Source organism: Brevibacillus laterosporus (assembly GCF_030489605.1).
Lineage (GTDB): Bacteria > Bacillota > Bacilli > Brevibacillales > Brevibacillaceae > Brevibacillus_B > Brevibacillus_B laterosporus_E.
Window position 1 is genome coordinate 1 of the sequence record NZ_JAUKFY010000020.1, and the last position, 18415, is coordinate 18415.

Sequence of the window (18415 nt, forward strand, 5' to 3'; positions counted from 1 at the left end):
CAGGGAATAAAGATAGAAGCTAGTTACCGTAATGGTAGCTAGCTTTTTTGGTGTGTGAACAGATTATTTAAGGAGTTGTAATTGCTGTCCTACCATGTATGGGAAAATTCCCATATGATACTTGCAGAACCTATCTATTAATAATTTTTCAGCATACTGATGCGACAATACTAGATCCCCCCATAATTCGCTTTCATAGCGACAAAGCATGCTTAGACCATAGAGTAGTAAATAATGATTTGCAAATTGGGGAACAGGATGATTCTCGGTAGCATTCCAAAGATAAACATTTCTATTCTGATCCATTGAAAAGAGAGGATGGTCTAACAGAGATACTTGGTCATCACACTCAAAAAATCGTCCCTGATTAGAAATAGATGAAGTTGAAGGAAGAGCGAATCTAGCTTTATCGGTGTTTTGTCTAAGGGTACAGAATAAAGGAAAGCTTCCAGAGGTTCCTTGGTTATTAGTAGCTGGAAATAGCCGATTTAAATAATGCTGCAAGGTTTCGTCTGAATAAGAGAGTGCTCCTTGGCTAGCATAAGGCAGAGTAAACACAAAGGGTCGCTCTGTCATAATTGATACAGTTACCCAAGGACTTGGTTTTTGAAAATGGTCCATTTCCTCACGAAGCTCAGGTATTGATAAGAAAAGATCACCTACTCGATAACGATCCGATATGGGATGGATTGAAAGGAGCCGACATAGATGGGGAAAGAAGCCTTCTTTTTGGGGTTTCATTTCATCATCTAATAGATGGTAAGGATTTTTCTTAACTTTTCGTGCTGTAACACCATGCTGCAACATGCGACTGTTCTGGGGATAATCTGGATCTTTGGCAAGAATTAGTCCCTTTAGTAAATGAACGCATCCGTAAAATAATAAGAGAGGCTTGATTAATAAAGAGCTTTTCGCAGCCATTTCATAATAATGTCTAGCCTGCATCCAGGTGTATAAAAAGCGAGTACTGTTTTGAAAGGCATGCTTTTCAGGATTTTGTAAGCCCATTCTATGGTAAGAGGCTGTAAGAAAAGATCGTGAAGTAGGTTCTGTTTCCATAATAGAAAGCTGTTGCCAGACATCTTGAAGAGACATGGAAAAAATTACCCCTTTATTTTCCGAATATTCACTTTTATAAATGATATTCTTATGGAATCTAAGAAACATTTATATTTTCTCCTATAAAAGCGAACAATATAAGCATTCCTTGACATTAAATTGAGCCGTTTGCTACACTGATGAAAAGATTTTCGGCTGAAAGGGGTCCTTGAACCGTGTGGGAAAATAAGTTTGCTAAGGAAGGCTTAACTTTTGATGATGTATTATTGGTACCAGCTAAATCAGAAGTGCTTCCAAAAGACGTTAATGTATCCACAGTATTAAGCAAAAAGGTGAAACTCAACATACCATTAATCAGCGCCGGTATGGATACAGTAACCGAATCTGCACTTGCTATTGCAATGGCTCGTCAAGGCGGTCTAGGTATCATTCATAAAAATATGACCATTGAACAGCAAGCAAGTGAGGTAGATCGCGTAAAGCGCTCTGAAAGTGGTGTTATTACAAACCCATTTTCGTTAACTGAAAACCACACTGTTGCAGATGCAGATGCCCTCATGGGTAAATATCGTATTTCCGGTGTACCAATCGTTAACGATCAAAATCAATTGATTGGTATTTTAACAAATCGTGATCTACGTTTTGTACATGACTTCTCTATCATGGTCAAAGAAGTAATGACTAAAGAAAATCTAGTTACAGCACCTGTGGGCACTACATTGCCGGAAGCTGAACAAATTTTACAGAAGCATAAAATCGAAAAGCTACCTTTGGTAGATGAAAATAATGTCTTAAAAGGGCTTATTACGATTAAGGATATCGAAAAGCTTATTCAATATCCGAATGCAGCGAAGGATGAGCAAGGACGATTGCTTTGCGGGGCAGCAGTAGGGGTATCCAATGATACATTTGAGCGTACAGAAGCTTTAGTACAAGCAGGGATTGATGTACTAGTTATTGATACAGCTCACGGCCATTCTAAAGGGGTTCTAGAGACCGTTAAGAAGGTTCGCAGTCTTTACCCTGATTTAACGATTATTGCTGGTAACGTCGCTACTGGACAAGCTACGAAGGACCTGATTGAGGCAGGAGCTTCTGTAATTAAAGTGGGAATTGGTCCTGGTTCCATTTGTACGACTCGTGTTGTTGCCGGTATTGGGGTTCCACAAATCACAGCGATTTATGAATGTGCGACTGTAGCACGTCAATATAATATCCCAGTTATCGCTGATGGCGGTATTAAGTACTCTGGTGACTTGGCAAAAGCTATAGGTGCTGGTGCATCTGTTATCATGATTGGTAGCTTGTTTGCGGGTACAGATGAATCTCCAGGTGAATTTGAAATTTATCAAGGACGCCGTTTTAAAGTTTATCGCGGAATGGGCTCCATTGGCGCTATGAAAGCAGGAAGTAAGGATCGTTACTTCCAGGAGAATGCTCAGAAGCTTGTTCCTGAAGGCATTGAAGGACGCGTAGCATATAAAGGGCCTTTGGCTGATGTTGTGTATCAGCTTGTTGGTGGTCTAAGAGCTGGTATGGGCTATTGCGGGGCGGCAACCATTGCTGATTTACGCGATAATTCTACTTTCGTTCGTATTACTGGTGCAGGCTTGCGCGAAAGCCATCCGCATGATGTTCAAATTACAAAAGAATCTCCGAACTACTCTATTTCATAAGGATAGAGCAACGATCGCTTTACCAAGCTAATTAGCAAGGTAAGACAAAAGGGCTTTCCATTTGGGAGTCCTTTTGTTTTTTATACAAACCAAAGACTAGAATATATGTCGTATAGTAGCTCATTACCATATAGGATTGCAGAATTCGAAACGATGTTCTAAATAAAAAAAGAAAATCTGAATCCAAACATCCTTTTGGAACGTCAGGTTAAAAGAGAGGTTTTTCAGTTGGCTATGATTACCAGTGCTTTTTCTTGTTGAGATGCGACTGGTGCTCTTCAAACAACGGCTTTTAGTATGATAGACTAAAGACTGTGTTCAACAGGAAAAAAGAAAAAAAAGGATATTTTTAAAAGTAGGGGGAGTGATTGTAGACATGATGCACAAATGGACAGCAAGAGTAAGCAAACTTTTATTGGCTGGTGCAATTGGTATGCTATCCATTGTGGGGGGAGCAATGCAGGCTTCTGCTGCTGAGACGGCTGCCAATCTTGATCTAGTGGCGAGTTCAGCAATTTTAGTCGAGGCATCAACGGGAAAGGTTTTGTACAGTAAAAACCCAGATCAGCCATTACCACCAGCTAGTATGACGAAAATGATGACAGAGTATCTGGTATTAGAGGCTATTAAAAAAGGTAAAATTAAACAAGATGAACTTGTACCTGTTAGTGACTATGCTTTCTTTATTGCCAAAAAGAAGGATTCCTCAGGCGTGTACTTAAATGCTGGGGAAAGTCACAAGGTAAGTGAACTATATAAAGCTATGGCGATTGCCTCAGCTAACGATGCTACAGCCCTGTTAGCCGAAAAGATTGGCGGAACGGAAGCCAACTTTGTAGACATGATGAATAAAAAAGCCCAAGAGCTTGGGATGAAAAATACGTTTTTTGTTACATCCACTGGATTGCCTGCTAATGAATTAGGACCTTATAAACCGGCGGATACAAGCAAGGATAATGTGATGTCTGCACGTGATGCAGCTATCTTGGCGGATCGTTTAGTGAGTGATTATCCTGAGGCATTAGAAATTTCTAAAATCCCGCGCTGGGTGTTCCGTGAAGGTCAAAAAGACGAAATCAAGCTAGCAAACAATAACTGGATGCTTCCAGGCTTGCCGAATGAAACGCTTGGAGTAGATGGTCTTAAAACGGGTTATACGGATGCAGCCCAATTTTGTTTTACGGGAACGGCTTATCGTGATGGAATGCGCTTAATCACAGTTGTCATGGGAGCTAAAACAAAAACAAGCCGTTTTGAAGAAACCAAAAAGTTATTAAATTATGGTTATAGCACCTACAAAACTACAGAAAAACTGGGAAAAGGCGTACCTGTTCCGGGATTTGAAAATGCGCCACTTAAAAAGGGTGTATCCCTAGAGGTTCCGGCTGTTACCGCTAAATCAGTTAATGTTGTGGGTAAAATCGGAGAAGAAGCGAAAGTAACGCCGCGGGTAGAATATAAAACTTTGACCGCGCCTATTAAAAAAGGTGACGTTATTGGAACCGTCTACCTTGATACAGAAGGAAAAAGCGATTATTTGATGCCAAGCAATCAAAAGGGCGGAGTGGATTTAATAGCTGCTGAGGATGTAGAAGAGGGTAGCTGGATTCGCCTATTCTTTAGAAGTATCTTCGAATTTATCGCTAATCTGTTTAAAAGTATTGTGGGCTAATGAAGCAAAAGGTAACTCTGCGGATGGCAGAACTTTAAAAGAAGGCAAATATTCTGTCAAGATATGTTGTCTACTTTTTCTGATTGGTTTACAATAAAAACAATGTTGCAAATCTAATCCTTTTGTAGGGATGTTCACTTATAGGGGAGGCTCACTGATGGTACAGCTAGGTACAGATCGTGTTAAACGTGGAATGGCAGAAATGCAAAAAGGCGGCGTAATTATGGACGTTGTCAACGCCGAGCAAGCTAAAATTGCGGAAGCTGCGGGTGCAGTGGCCGTTATGGCACTGGAACGCGTTCCGTCTGATATTCGTGCGGCCGGCGGCGTAGCGCGCATGGCTGATCTAGGAATTGTAGAGGAAGTATTAAAAGCGGTTACGATTCCTGTAATGGCAAAAGCACGTATTGGTCATTTTGTAGAAGCACGTGTCCTTGAATCTATGGGAGTAGATTATCTTGATGAAAGCGAAGTACTTACTCCTGCCGATGACTTGTACCATATTAATAAAAAAGATTTCACAGTGCCATTTGTTTGCGGGGCGCGTGATTTGGGTGAAGCTCTTCGCCGTATCGGAGAAGGTGCATCTATGATTCGTACAAAAGGGGAGCCGGGAACAGGAAACATTGTTGAGGCTGTTCGCCATATGCGTACGATGCAATCACAAATCCGTAAAGTGCAAAGCATGTCTTATGATGAATTAATGGCCGAAGCGAAAAATCTTGGGGCTCCGTATGAATTGTTAGAGCAAATTCACAAAACAGGAAAGCTTCCTGTTGTAAACTTCGCGGCTGGTGGTGTCGCTACACCTTCTGATGCTGCATTGATGATGCAATTAGGCGCAGATGGCGTATTTGTAGGTTCAGGTATCTTTAAGTCCGAGAATCCTGAAAAATTCGCTCGTGCTATTGTAGAAGCGACTACGCATTACACAGATTACGAATTGATTGCACGCGTTTCGAAAGACCTTGGTTCTGCGATGACAGGAATCGAAATTTCTAAGTTGCCGCAGGCTGAGCGTATGCAGGAGCGCGGCTGGTAATATGAGTAAGCCAAGAATCGGTGTTCTCGCCCTACAAGGTGCGGTTGCAGAACATATGCGCATGCTTGAGTTGGCAGGGGCAGAAGCAATCGCAATTAAAAAGGTGGACGAGCTATCTGAGATAGATGGCTTAGTCATTCCAGGTGGCGAGAGTACAACCATTAGTAAACTCATGCATAAATACGGCTTTATGGATGCGATTCGTCGGTTTGCGAATGAGAAGAAGCCTGTGTTTGGAACCTGTGCAGGTGCTATCTTAATTGCAAATGAAATTGAACATGCACCGGAAGCCCATCTAGGTCTAATGGACATGAAGGTAGCGCGAAATGCTTTTGGGCGGCAAAAGGAAAGCTTTGAAATCAAAATGCCAATTGCTGGCGTAGCTTCCGACTTTCCAGCGGTCTTTATCCGTGCGCCTCTTATCCTGAAAATCGGAGATAAGGGTGAAGTGCTGGCGAAGCATGAAGATAATATCGTAGCGGCTCGCCAAGGGCAATTTTTAGCGGCATCCTTTCATCCAGAACTAACTGATGATTATCGAATGCATAAATATTTTTTAGACATGGTGAAAGAATATCAAACAACAGGGAAAGCATCCGTATAGGGTGCTTTCTTCTTTTCAAAATAAAACAGAGCGTGTAAAATGGACATAGAGCATTGTTTGCAATTGCTTACATCATGTAGTACATTTAATAACAAGAAAAACACCCATAAAAAACATGTTGATAAGAAATAGTACTCTGTTTTAATTGGTTAAGAGAGTCGATGGTTGGTGCGAATCGACCCAATGGGCAGAAGAATCCATCTTTGAGTGGTAAAGGACATAACTTTGCCCGGTCTCGCGTACCGTTATTTACGTGGAATGAAGAGGATAAGACCAGCTTGCTTACCTATGCAGAGCAATATGGCTTATCAATGAGGGTGGCAACGCGGAGTTAACATTCGTCCCTGGTATATGGGATGGGTGTTTTTTATTTTGTCTAAATTTTGGAGGGGTTGTACATGTTAGACGTAAAAATACTGCGTCAGGATCTTGAAGAAGTAAGACGTCGATTGACGCACCGTAACGAGGATATCTCCGCACTGGAACAGTTTGCAGAAGTGGATGAAAAACGTAGACAGCTTATTCAAGAAGGGGATACGCTAAAAAATAAACGTAATACAGTATCAGAGCAGGTAGCTGTATTAAAGCGTAATAAAGAGAATGCAGATCATTTGATTTCTGAGATGAAGCAAGTGAATGAACGCATTAAGGCATTGGATGAAGAGCTGCGCCAGTTAGATGAACAGCTCACTATCATTTTATTAAGCCTTCCTAATCTGCCGCATGAAAGCACGCCAATAGGTACAACTGAAGATGACAATGTGGTGCATCGCGTGTGGGGAGAGGCTTCGACCTTCAGCTTTGAACCAAAGCCGCATTGGGAGGTAGCCGATGCGTTGGGTATTCTTGATTTTGAAACAGCCTCTAAAGTAACGGGAAGCCGTTTTGTTTTCTATAAAGGAATGGGTGCTCGCTTAGAACGTGCCCTAATTAACTTCATGATGGATCTTCATGCAGACAAGCACGGATACGAAGAAGTATTGCCGCCATATATGGTTAATCGCGCTAGCATGACAGGGACAGGGCAACTGCCTAAGTTTGAAGAGGATGCTTTTAAGATTGATGGGGTAGATTATTTCTTGATCCCAACTTCTGAGGTACCTGTTACAAATATGCATCGTGACGAGATCCTTGATGCGGCTCAACTTCCGATTAAATATAATGCATTTAGTGCATGCTTCCGTTCTGAGGCAGGGTCAGCTGGACGTGATACACGTGGATTGATTCGCCAGCATCAGTTTAATAAGGTTGAACTTGTGAAGTTCGTTAAACCTGAGGATTCATATGAAGAGCTGGAAAAACTGGTAAACAATGCGGAAACCGTGTTGCAAATGCTTGGCCTGCCATATCGTGTCATGAGCATGTGCACAGGTGATCTTGGATTTACAGCTGCGAAAAAATACGATTTGGAAGTATGGCTTCCAAGCTATAGCACGTACCGTGAGATTTCTTCTTGTTCTAATTTTGAGGATTTCCAAGCTCGGCGTGCCAATATTCGCTTCCGTCGCGATGCAAAAAGCAAGCCTGAATTCGTGCATACAATGAATGGCTCCGGCTTGGCATTAGGTCGCACAGTAGCAGCTATACTGGAAAATTTCCAACAGGAAGATGGTTCTGTTGTGATTCCGGAAGTATTGCGTCCTTACATGGGTGGCGTAGATCGAATTACGGCTAAGAAATAGCTGTATAAGTACAGATTGAGTGTTGGCAATAAACTTCATAGATAAAAGCATAACTGGTAGTCGTCTATTAAAAGGCGGCTACCAGTTTTTTTGTAAGTTTGAGTGTAAAAAAGCTGTTGGATTAAGGAATTTTTATGATAAAAAACAATTTATTGGAAAATAAATTTAAAAAAGATTGTCAATTCGGAATTAACTGTTATATATTAATTTATATAAACCGAGATTGTTATAATACAGTTTTCCCGCAGGATAAGGAGGATGGAAGATGGACTGCTACAAGTGTAATGGAAATGGCGAAAACGATTGCCCGCATTGCAAGGGGAAAGGTCATACACACGAGGGGGGTTACTGTGTCTCATGCCAGGGACACGGTTTCATAAGTTGTTGTACATGTAGTGGATCAGGATTAGTTGAATAATTGAGGCGTTATACGGAGGGGAGTGTTGAAAATGGAAAGAATTTTAACTGAAATTCAACCGTATCCAACTGGCGTTCACATTACCGGAGAGATGAATGAGCGTTATCTAGAAATATTGACACCAGATGCATTAGCTTTTCTAGCTGAGCTATCAAGATTATTTGAAGCGAGACGACAGGAACTTTTGGTAAAAAGAGAAAAACGGCAACAGGAATTTGACCAAGGGAAAATGCCTCACTTTTTAGAGGAAACCAAAGACATTCGGGAAGCGGATTGGACGATTGCTCCTGTTCTCGCTGATTTACAGGATCGCCGGGTTGAAATTACTGGTCCTACCTCAGATCGGAAAATGGTCATCAATGCTTGCAATTCAGGTGCTAAAGCTTTTATGGCCGATTTTGAGGATGCCAATTCTCCTTCTTGGCGAAATACGATAGAAGGTCAAATCAACATGAGGGATGTCATTAACCGGACGATTTCTTTTACTAGTAAAGAAGGAAAAGTATATCAATTAAATGAGCAAATCACTACGTTGTTAGTGAGACCGCGCGGCTGGCATTTACAGGAGAAGCATATTTATGTAGACGGTCAACCTATGTCAGCTAGTCTTGTGGATTTTGGTCTCTATTTTTATCACAATGCTAAAAAGCTTTTGGAACTAGGATCAGGCCCGTATTTTTATCTTCCCAAAATAGAAGGGCACGAAGAAGCAAGGCTATGGAATGATGTTTTTATATTTGCTCAGCAAAGACTAGGGATTGAACAAGGAACGATTAAAGCGACAGTGCTTATAGAAACGATTCTTGCTAGCTTTGAAATGGATGAAATTTTATATGAACTGCGGGATCACAGTGCTGGACTGAACTGTGGACGATGGGATTACATTTTTAGCTTTATCAAAAAATTCTGCAAAAATCACAATATTATCTTTCCTGACCGTGCTCAGGTAACTATGTCTGTTCCTTTTATGAAAGCTTATTGCGATCTAACGATTCAGACGTGTCATAAACGTAATGCCCATGCGATGGGAGGAATGGCAGCACAAATTCCTGTTCGCAATGATGCGTTAGCTAATGAAACAGCTTTTGAGAAGGTAAGGCTCGACAAAGAAAGGGAGGCACTGGCCGGTCACGATGGCACATGGGTTGCGCATCCTGGTCTGGTCCCAGTTGCAATGAGTGTATTTGATCAAATCATGCCTTCTGCTAACCAATTGCATCAAAAGAGAACCGATGTAGAGGTATGTGCGGCAGACCTACTTGCTGTTCCAGAGGGGACGATTACAGAGCAGGGATTACGGACAAATATTAGCGTCGCTATTCAATATATAGAGGCATGGCTGAGGGGAATGGGAGCAGTACCAATTAATAATCTCATGGAGGATGCAGCTACGGCGGAAATATCTCGTGCTCAAGTCTGGCAGTGGATTCGGCATCCAAATGGAAAATTAATAGATGGCCGCAAAATTACATGGGAATTGGTAGAGGAATTGATCCATGAGGAAATGGCTGTCTTAAAGCAGAAATTTGGTCCCGAACGTTTTGAGTTGGGAGAGTTTTCGCGAGCGGTTGCTTTGTTTAAAGAAGTTGTTCAGGCAGAGGAATTTATGCCTTTCATTACGATACCAGCGTATGAATACATCTAAAAAAGGAAGAGGAGTGGGGAAAAATGACTAAAATGAAGCAGATAAAGGATTTGGAGCAGTCTTGGGAGTCTAAACGTTGGGAAGGGATTACAAGACCATACTCGGCTGAGGAAGTAGTCCGCTTACGCGGCTCAATTCAAGTCGAGCATACCTTGGCAAAGCTAGGGGCAGATCGACTTTGGAATCTGCTGCATGCGGAGGATTATGTCCATGCTTTAGGAGCTTTAACGGGAAATCAAGCGATCCAGCAAGTGAAGGCTGGGTTAAAAGCTATTTATTTAAGCGGGTGGCAAGTCGCTGCTGATGCCAACCTGTCTGGTCACATGTATCCCGATCAGAGTTTATATCCGGCTAACAGTGTCCCACAAGTGGTAAAAAGAATTAATCAAGCATTCCAGCGGGCCGATCAAATTTCTCATTCGGAAGGCAAGGATGATATCAATTGGTTCGCACCAATCATAGCCGATGCGGAAGCAGGGTTTGGTGGCCCGCTTAATGTATTTGAATTAATGAAAGCTATGATTGAAGCGGGCGCGGCAGGTGTTCATTTTGAGGATCAATTAGCTTCCGAGAAAAAATGTGGCCATATGGGGGGAAAAGTCTTAATTCCTACTCAGGCAGCCGTTAGAAATTTAATAGCTGCACGATTTGCTGCTGATGTGATGGGAGTTCCAACCATCGTGATAGCTCGTACCGATGCCAACGGGGCCTACCTGCTAACCAGCGATATTGATCCGCGAGACCAGGAGTTTTTGACAGGGGATCGTACAGCGGAGGGATTTTATCAAATACATGGAGGACTAGATGCAGCGATTGCCAGAGGATTGGCATATGCGCCTTATGCAGATCTTATTTGGTGCGAGACATCTGAACCTAATTTAGAAGAAGCCAGACGCTTTGCCGAAGCCATTCATGAGAAATATCCCAATAAGTTACTAGCCTATAATTGTTCTCCATCCTTCAATTGGGAAAAGAAACTAGATGAGGAGACCATCGCTTCCTTCCAGCAGGAAATCGGAAAGATGGGGTATAAGTTCCAATTTGTTACTCTAGCTGGTTTCCATGCGCTTAACCACAGCATGTTTGAGCTAGCTCACGGCTATCGGGATCGAGGCATGGCTGCATACTCAGAGTTGCAGCAAGCAGAGTTTGCCAGTGAACAGAAGGGATATACCGCAACAAGACATCAACGTGAGGTGGGCACAGGCTATTTCGATGAAGTCGCTCAAGTTATCTCAGGCGGTACTTCTTCCACGACAGCCCTGCATGGCTCAACAGAAGAAGAGCAATTTTCAGGCAGCAGATAGGAGAGGGAGTTTAGCTATAAATTAGCACAAATATGATACAACCAGACTATATGAATACCAAAAAAGAGCAGGTTCTTTTTAAAAGTTAACCTGCTCTTTTTCATGCAGTAGCGAAATGCTGTTATTTTTTATGAAAAGGTATGGTAAACGGGTTTTGATTGTTTCTGCGGCGAACTTTGCTCTTCTTTTTTCGAAGACGATTCTTCGCGATTTACATCAGTAATGTCGATTGACTTTTTATCTTGTTCTTTTTTCCGCCAGGCATGCATATACTTGGCCACTGCTGGTGTTACGGCTGCAACAAACGCTACAGCACCCATTGCTATCCATGTAGACCTGTTCATTGGAAATTCCTCCTTATATTGATCATCTAGGCTAACTCTCGATAATCCCCTTGAGTATAGCGACGGTGAAAAGGAGTGGATGCTTTCGTTGCGCTGTTTTTAGGGGTGAGTGCTTATTTTTTACCCAACTGATAGATTACTGAAACAAGCAAGGAAGAGCAGTTTAAATTGCCGATATTTTTTGTTTCAGATAAAAAAAGCTAGGGTAAGGAAAGAGCAAGCAAGAAACATAAACATTTGAAGGAGGAATGAACAATGGTACCACACGTTCATGTAGTAGAAAACGGAGTACAAGTAAGAGAGGTTATACAACAGTTCGACCGTTTGGGATACGCTCCTGATCATATTTATGTACTAGCCCATGATGAAAAGCGGACCCATACCCTTGCTGAAACTACAGAAATCCAGGAAGTAGGAGTACGCGAGGAAGGAGTATTGGGTAGTATCGCTAATTTATTCCGTTCTCGTGGAGATGAATTGCGCTCTAAAATGGAATCGCTAGGATTAAGCAAATCAGAAGCAGAGCGTTATGAGCGTGAATTGGACAATGGGCGCGTATTAGTAGTGGCGAAACCAAGCTAAACCAAATAAAAGCGCACGGATGAAAAAGCGCACGGGGGAATCTCATTAGGTGGGATTCTCCCAATCTTGCATACCGTCAAAGAGATGTATGAAATGCTTTTCGACTGATTCAATAACAGATAAATGTGGTTACATGATAACAGATCAGTTATTAATGCAGAGGTGATAAAGAGAATGAACCCAACGAATATTTTTGAAGTGACAACGCAGGAAACCGAGTCAGGGACAATTGTATTTCTGCAGGGTCAGCTTGATTTATCGATGGCTCCTTATTTTCGAACGGTTTTGGAGCCCCTCGTTGTACAAAAGAACAAAACATTAACCTTAAATCTACGAGATTTACGATATATCGATAGTACAGGGATAGGAATTATTATTTCCTTTCTTAAAATGCGAAATGAAATGGGAACAACTTTGAATGTAGAGGAAGTTTCTCCTAAAACCCAGCGTCTATTCGATATGATTGGGATTACGAAGTTTTTAATGCCACAAAAGGAATCACGTATGGATAAGACAGGAGGAACGGCATGATTGCTCAAAATAAATTAGTCCGTATGACCATACCTGCTCATGCTGACTTTATCGATGTAGTTCGGCTTTCTTTATATGGATTAGCAACCAGAATGGGCTTTACTTTTGAAGAAATTGAGGATATGAAAGTAGCTGTATCAGAAGCTTGTAATAATGTTATTGTTCATGCCTATGCAGGAATGGCAGAAGGTTTTATTGACGTGGCATTCGAGACGGCTCCTGATAGTCTGCGCATTGTCATTAAAGACTATGGAGAGAGCTTTGATTATAAAACGGTGTCTGAAAAGGCGGACTCTTTACATGATAAAGAAATAGCGGATATTAAGGCCGGCGGATTAGGAATTTACATGATGCAAGCGCTGATGGATGAGGTAGAGGTATCAAACGATAATGGTACAGAGGTGGTACTTACTAAATGGCTTGGCAGAAGTCTAGGAGGGAATACGCATGCAGCAGAATCCAATGTTAGCGTCATCTCCCGGGATAGTAGAGAGTGATCTGGAAAAGATACGAAGGTATCAGGATACAGGTTGCCAAGAACTGGCTACGGATTTATTAATAAGTTATGATTCTATGATTAAAATGGCGGCTAAAAAGATCTCTCGTAACTGTCGGGATTTTTATGAGGATTTATATCAGATTGGGCAGATATCATTACTCCGCTCATTAGAGCAATTTGATGCTAGTTTAGGATTTGCTTTTGAACCTTATGCGATGAAAAGTTTAATTGGGCATATGAAAAATTACTTGAGAGATAAATCTTGGTATGTTCAGGTGCCACGTCGCATTAAGGAAAAAGGCGCACGTATTCAACAAGTTATAGATGAGTTAACCATTATATTGGAGCGATCTCCAGACGTTGGGGAAATTGCTGATAAAATGGAAATGTCTGTAGAAGAAGCAATTGAGGTATTAGCTGGTCGTGAGTATTACCAACTAACTTCTCTTGATGCACCTCTAAGTACAGACGAGGGCGGGTCAACAATTGGAGATTTAGTCAGTTCACCAGTGGACGATTTTGGAGCGCTCGAAAATCAGTTGGATTTAAAAGAGGCGTTAGAGCAATTAAAAGAAGAGGAACAAAAAGTCATATATTCTGCATACATAGATGGTCTATCACAGCGAACTATTGCTAATGAATTGGGGATTTCACAGATGAGTGTATGCCGTATCCAAAAAAGAGCGGTTAAGAAGCTGCGCAATCTATTATCGACAGGTCATATTGCTTCAGAAAAATAGAGAAGACACGTTATGTAATAGCGTGTTTTTTTTATACGATCTATTTCTGATAGCGTGAGTGTTGCTTCATTTATGATAAATTAACCTGTTTCAAATAAAAGAACGCTTGGTTATATTCATGCTACAACCGAAAATAAATAAAACAGGAATGGAGGAGTTCTTATGAGATGTAGAGCTGGGGTATGGAGCCGGATGCCGCTTCGAAGCAGGTTGCAAATTCTTGTAGACGTTATCTCCGAACAGAAGCAAGCTAGAACAAATTGGTTAGAAAATTCTGATTTAATTAAGGTTTTAAGGTGATGGGATTCGAAACCTTACAATAGTCGCTACTACAGATAAATTACAAAGTAAGGAGTGATTGATATGTTGCATTTTATCATCATGATTATTATGGCAATTGTCATTGGCATTCTCGGCGATGCCTTAGTAAAAAATAGTATGCCAGGTGGCTTGATCGGTTCTATGATTGCAGGCTTTGCTGGAGCATGGCTAGGCTCACTGATTTTAGGTAATTGGGGACCTGTCATTGGTGGATTTGCTGTAATTCCAGCCATAATAGGCGCTGCATTGTTTGTTTTCATCCTAGGATTATTCTCCCGAGCAGCAGGACGAGCTTAGAGCATAACCATCCTGATAGCTATTTTCATAAACAAATAATAAAGCGTAGGAGGTAGTTACATGCAAAAGAATATAGAAGTAAAAAATACGTTGCTTGAGATTGTGATTGCTGTTCTGCCCAGCTTAACGGATGCTGTTATTAAAACATTAGAAAAAACGATTGAAAATTCCCGGCGTACACCTCAGAGCTCAAGAAGTGATGGCTTGTCTCATCCCCCTTTTTATACAGGAGATGCTAAAGAAGTGGCAGCTACTTCTGACTCAGATAAGCGCACAACGGACAAATCTAATCGCAATGAAGCCACTTCAAGCTCAAATGAACCATAGAAGCTTGCTAGACATAGGGTGGGTGAGTCAAGGCACTCACCTACCTTTTTGTCTGTCAATGGTATTATCCTGCAAGGATTACTAACAAATAAGCGGGAGATTGTAGTGGTGATCGATCCAAAAGTGAAGAGTTTGAAGTTCAACACCTCGCGAGCTATACTGAAGATTAATAGAAAATGGGTGCGGAAAGTAGTGATGATAAATGGAACCACAACACGAGAGATTTATGAGAGAAGCGATGAATGAAGCAAAAAAAGCAGCAGCATTAGGAGAGGTTCCAATCGGTGCGGTTATCGTACGAAACGGAGAGATTGTCGGCAGAGGATACAATCTGCGTGAAACGCAAAAGGACCCGACTTTACATGCCGAAATGATTGCCATCCGGGAAGCGAGTCAAAATCTAGGGGGATGGCGGTTAATCGGCTGTGACCTGTATGTGACTCTGGAGCCATGTCCGATGTGTGCAGGCGCAATTGTGCAAAGTCGGATTGAACAGGTTTATTACGGAGCAACTGATCCAAAAGCCGGCTGTGCGGGAACTTTGATGAATTTATGCGCTGAACCAAGATTTAACCATCAGGTGCCTGTATGGGCAGGGATATTGCAAGAAGAATGTCAGATGATGCTTAAGGATTTTTTCCGACAACTGCGAAAAAAGAAGAAGGAAGATGCAAAGAACATCTCCCTCACACAAACTGATTAGATTCTGATATTCGCTTACTCGGCTTCTTGTCCTTTACGCAAGGAGTTCAATTCTTCTTCCGTCAGTTCACGGAATTCACCTAGCTCAAGTGATTCGTCGAGTAAGAGAGGACCCATGCGAACGCGTTTTAAATAGATAACTTTAAGGTCGAAAGCGGCAAACATACGCTTAACCTGATGATATTTTCCTTCCATGATGGTCACATGAATTTCAGAAATGTCCCCTGAATGAAGAATTTCGAGAGTAGCTGGCATGGTTTCATAACCGTCATCCAACGTTACACCTTGCTTGAAAGCAGCGATATGCTCCTCTGTAACACGCCCCTGAATCCGGGCAAAATACTCTTTATCTACTTTCTTCTTAGGAGAAAGCAGGCTATGGGAGAGTTGTCCATCGTTGGTTAGAAGGAGAAGTCCTTCGGTGTCAATATCGAGACGACCGACAGGGTGTACTTTATGTCTCCATTCATCTGGCAATAAATCGACAACGGTTTCATGCAGAGCATCCTCAGTTGCTGAAATGACACCGGCTGGTTTATTAAGCATGACGAATACCCAACGTTTGAATTGAAGCGGTACACCGTCAATTTCTATATGCTGTTGCTCTGGAATGACGTGCATACCAGGATCGGTTGCCACGACACCATCAACGGTAACGATGCGCTGTTTGATCAGTTGTTTTACTTCCTTGCGAGTTCCTTTTCCTGTGTTAGCTAATATTTTATCTAGACGTTCACGTTTCATTCATTCAGCCTCACTTTGTTCTTCCTTTCTCCCTATATTGGCTGATCTGATAACGAAAATCAAGGAGACACTCTTTGAAATATACTTGCTTGCTTTTTCCTGTGCTGGATTTGTTTATCGCTTGCTTATCCCAATTCTATTATGGTATGCTAAGTAAGCAAAAGGTTTTCAGTACTTTGTTTATAAAGTTTGCCGTGCTAGATGGGGAGGTTGCGGTGCCCTGTAGCCTGCAATCCGCAATAGCAGGATTGAATTCCTATCAGCGGTCATTTTATGTGAGGTCTGCCTTATACCGTTGGTGTTGAGGATTGGGTCCTATGCAACGTGAACCTATGAACCTGGTCAGGTCCGGAAGGAAGCAGCCATAAGTAGGACCTTGCGTGTGCCGTAGGGTAGCCTGGTCTGAGTCAATTGTATGAGTAACGCTCGGATGGAATGTATCAATGATAGGTGCACGGCATCTATACATATAACTAAAACGTCACTTTACTAAGTGGCGTTTTTTGTTGTTACCTGGCGAAGAGTAGCGATATATTTTGGAGGAAAACTATTCCATCCAAGCAGGGGCTTACCATTTTGTTGCCGAATCTCTATTTGAAGTCTACTAAAAGTAATAAACGCTTACTGTAAGTAATGGGGAAGGGGAGAGGCAACAGTTGGAGAAAATGATAACGTCACAGAAGTGCCATGCTTTCTCAAGACTAAAGCAATACTCACAGCATATCAAACACGCCTTGCTCATAGTTGATGGACAGGGTCTTATTTTGGAAGTGAGTGAAGCATTATTGCAGGCGACAGGATTCAGCTACGAACAGATCATCGCTGCACCATTTCAAAAAGTAGTACCGTATATGAATTCTGTTAGACATCTTTATGATAGTTTATTAGAAAAAGAAAAACAGTCATCAAAGCCAACAGAAATGATTTATCAGGATGTTCAGGGGAAAAAATCAAAAACACCTGTTATGATTACGATTTCTTATAAAAATGGGGAGCCGATCTATTTTTTTCATTTCTTCCAGCTAACCAAGGATTTATCCATATCCCTATCCCAACGCATGGCTAACCAGCTCACCTCTGAAATTAATTTGGGTGTCGTCGTTCTAGATGTTCAGGCTCGATTGGTCGATATCAGTCAAGTGGCCTGTAAAATATTGGGTGTAGAACGAATGCTTGTATTAAATCAGCATATTGATCAGGTTTTTGCAGGGATTCCTGAGGAGCAGCGACTAGTACAGCGAGAGCTTTTAGAAGGGGTAAAATTCCAAAATAAAGCGATGTCCTGGACAAATCAAAAGCAACGTTACGAGCTGTTAGTAGACTCTAATACCTTGCATAATGAAACAGGTCAAATTGTTGGAGCTTATGTTATCTTCAAAGATGTGACCAATATGCGTTCCTTAGAACAAAAGATTGAACGGAGTGACCGGCTGGCGATGATCGGTCAGATAGCGGCAGGCACAGCCCATGAAATAAGAAATCCGTTAACCTCAATCAAAGGGTTTTTACAAATGTTTCAGCAATCATTTAAGGAAAATGGGATGGATAAAGAAAAGACCTTTACTGATATTATGTTAACTGAGCTGCATCGGATTAATTCATTAGTAAGTGAATTTCTGCTTCTGAGTAAACCTCGCGATGTTCAATATCAAATGATCAGTTTACATACTGTCTTTGAAGAAATCATGCCTATCGTTGAAAATGAAGCACTGTTGCATGGAATTGAGGTTCGTTATACAGGGACAGAGGCCTTACCAATGGTTGTCGGTGATGCTGAATTATTAAAGCAGGTCTTCTTAAATATCTGTAAGAATGGAATGGAAGCAATGGGGAATGAGGGAACCCTGACGGTATCATACCATTATGAAGAGGATTGCAATAAGATTAGTCTAAATATTCAAGATACGGGTCCTGGGATACCCGGATATTTAATTGATAAGATTTTCGATCCTTTTTTCACAACAAAGGATGAAGGAACTGGGCTAGGATTATCTGTTTGCCAAAAAATCATTCACGATATTGGAGGACAAATTCGTGTCTCCTCTAAAGGATTTGGAACGACCTTTCACATTTTATTATCATATATCTAAAAGAACATAGCGTTCGGGACATCTTTCAGTGTGAGAGATGGGGCCGGGCGCTATATTATTTGAGCGGAAATATGGTTTGGTGTAACCAACTTTGGAAAAAGGCTATTGCTTATAGTATAATAAATAAGATGGA

General features: G+C 41.6%; 18 protein-coding genes, 1 other RNA gene and 1 other annotated feature. Of the genes, 16 read left to right on the forward strand and 3 right to left on the reverse strand.

Annotation, left to right across the window (positions count from 1 at the left end; genetic code table 11):
- Positions 1–63: 63 nt before the first annotated feature.
- A complete protein-coding gene (locus QZ995_RS18160; protein WP_301809675.1) occupies positions 64–1167 on the reverse strand; it encodes a YaaC family protein in 1104 nt (367 codons plus the stop codon).
- Between the two features lie 107 nt (positions 1168–1274).
- On the opposite strand from QZ995_RS18160, the gene guaB reads away from it, so the two are divergent.
- From guaB to aceA, 7 genes are all read left to right on the forward strand, one after another.
- The gene (guaB, locus tag QZ995_RS18165; RefSeq protein WP_301809678.1) at positions 1275–2735 is read left to right on the forward strand and encodes an IMP dehydrogenase; all 1461 of its coding nucleotides are present in this window, start codon (positions 1275–1277) and stop codon (positions 2733–2735) included.
- 376 nt (positions 2736–3111) lie between these two features.
- Positions 3112–4407 carry a D-alanyl-D-alanine carboxypeptidase family protein gene (locus QZ995_RS18170; RefSeq protein WP_301809680.1) on the forward strand — a complete coding sequence of 432 codons (1296 nt, stop codon included), beginning with the start codon at positions 3112–3114 and terminating at the stop codon, positions 4405–4407.
- A 157-nt stretch (positions 4408–4564) separates the two neighbouring features.
- Entirely contained in the window at positions 4565–5449 is an 885-nt protein-coding gene (gene pdxS / locus QZ995_RS18175; protein ID WP_301809683.1) for a pyridoxal 5'-phosphate synthase lyase subunit PdxS, read from the forward strand.
- A 1-nt stretch (position 5450) separates the two neighbouring features.
- Complete coding sequence (gene pdxT / locus QZ995_RS18180; RefSeq protein ID WP_301809686.1) at positions 5451–6053, forward strand: pyridoxal 5'-phosphate synthase glutaminase subunit PdxT; 603 nt, start codon at positions 5451–5453, stop codon at positions 6051–6053.
- Positions 6054–6162: 109 nt separating this feature from the next.
- Positions 6163–6402: a binding site (T-box leader), on the forward strand.
- Positions 6403–6451: 49 nt separating this feature from the next.
- On the forward strand, positions 6452–7735 hold the full coding sequence (gene serS, locus QZ995_RS18185; RefSeq protein ID WP_301809688.1) for a serine--tRNA ligase: 1284 nt from the start codon (positions 6452–6454) through the stop codon (positions 7733–7735).
- 449 nt (positions 7736–8184) lie between these two features.
- A complete protein-coding gene (gene aceB / locus QZ995_RS18190) occupies positions 8185–9798 on the forward strand; it encodes a malate synthase A (RefSeq protein WP_301809691.1) in 1614 nt (537 codons plus the stop codon).
- Between the two features lie 23 nt (positions 9799–9821).
- The gene (gene aceA, locus QZ995_RS18195) at positions 9822–11105 is read left to right on the forward strand and encodes an isocitrate lyase (RefSeq protein ID WP_301809694.1); all 1284 of its coding nucleotides are present in this window, start codon (positions 9822–9824) and stop codon (positions 11103–11105) included.
- 128 nt (positions 11106–11233) lie between these two features.
- On the opposite strand, the gene QZ995_RS18200 is transcribed toward aceA, so the two are convergent.
- A complete protein-coding gene (locus QZ995_RS18200; RefSeq protein ID WP_301809698.1) occupies positions 11234–11449 on the reverse strand; it encodes a hypothetical protein in 216 nt (71 codons plus the stop codon).
- Between the two features lie 255 nt (positions 11450–11704).
- Between QZ995_RS18200 and QZ995_RS18205 the strand changes: the two genes are divergently transcribed.
- The 7 genes from QZ995_RS18205 to tadA all read left to right on the forward strand — a co-directional run bounded on the left by QZ995_RS18205 (position 11705) and on the right by tadA (position 15449).
- The gene (locus QZ995_RS18205) at positions 11705–12031 is read left to right on the forward strand and encodes a general stress protein (protein ID WP_301809701.1); all 327 of its coding nucleotides are present in this window, start codon (positions 11705–11707) and stop codon (positions 12029–12031) included.
- Between the two features lie 174 nt (positions 12032–12205).
- Positions 12206–12562, forward strand: a complete 357-nt coding sequence (locus QZ995_RS18210; RefSeq protein WP_301809703.1) for an STAS domain-containing protein — start codon at positions 12206–12208, stop codon at positions 12560–12562.
- Positions 12559–13059, forward strand: a complete 501-nt coding sequence (gene rsbW, locus QZ995_RS18215) for an anti-sigma B factor RsbW (protein WP_301809706.1) — start codon at positions 12559–12561, stop codon at positions 13057–13059. The genes QZ995_RS18210 and rsbW overlap by 4 nt, the downstream gene beginning before the upstream one ends.
- Entirely contained in the window at positions 13010–13801 is a 792-nt protein-coding gene (locus QZ995_RS18220; protein WP_301809709.1) for a sigma-70 family RNA polymerase sigma factor, read from the forward strand. Before rsbW ends, QZ995_RS18220 begins: the two co-directional genes overlap by 50 nt.
- A gap of 363 nt (positions 13802–14164) precedes the next feature.
- Positions 14165–14419: a GlsB/YeaQ/YmgE family stress response membrane protein gene (locus QZ995_RS18225; protein WP_301809711.1), complete on the forward strand. Its 255-nt coding sequence runs from the start codon at positions 14165–14167 to the stop codon at positions 14417–14419.
- Positions 14420–14479: 60 nt separating this feature from the next.
- Positions 14480–14746, forward strand: coding sequence for a hypothetical protein (locus QZ995_RS18230; RefSeq protein ID WP_301809713.1), 267 nt, complete (start codon positions 14480–14482; stop codon positions 14744–14746).
- Positions 14747–14948: 202 nt separating this feature from the next.
- Positions 14949–15449, forward strand: a complete 501-nt coding sequence (tadA, locus tag QZ995_RS18235; protein WP_301809716.1) for a tRNA adenosine(34) deaminase TadA — start codon at positions 14949–14951, stop codon at positions 15447–15449.
- 14 nt (positions 15450–15463) lie between these two features.
- On the opposite strand, the gene QZ995_RS18240 is transcribed toward tadA, so the two are convergent.
- Entirely contained in the window at positions 15464–16192 is a 729-nt protein-coding gene (locus tag QZ995_RS18240) for a pseudouridine synthase (protein WP_031412563.1), read from the reverse strand.
- A gap of 192 nt (positions 16193–16384) precedes the next feature.
- Here QZ995_RS18240 and ffs point away from each other — a divergent pair.
- Positions 16385–16650: signal recognition particle sRNA large type (gene ffs, locus QZ995_RS18245), an RNA gene on the forward strand.
- Positions 16651–16857: 207 nt separating this feature from the next.
- Positions 16858–18282, forward strand: coding sequence for an ATP-binding protein (locus QZ995_RS18250; protein ID WP_437124752.1), 1425 nt, complete (start codon positions 16858–16860; stop codon positions 18280–18282).
- Positions 18283–18415 lie beyond the last annotated feature (133 nt).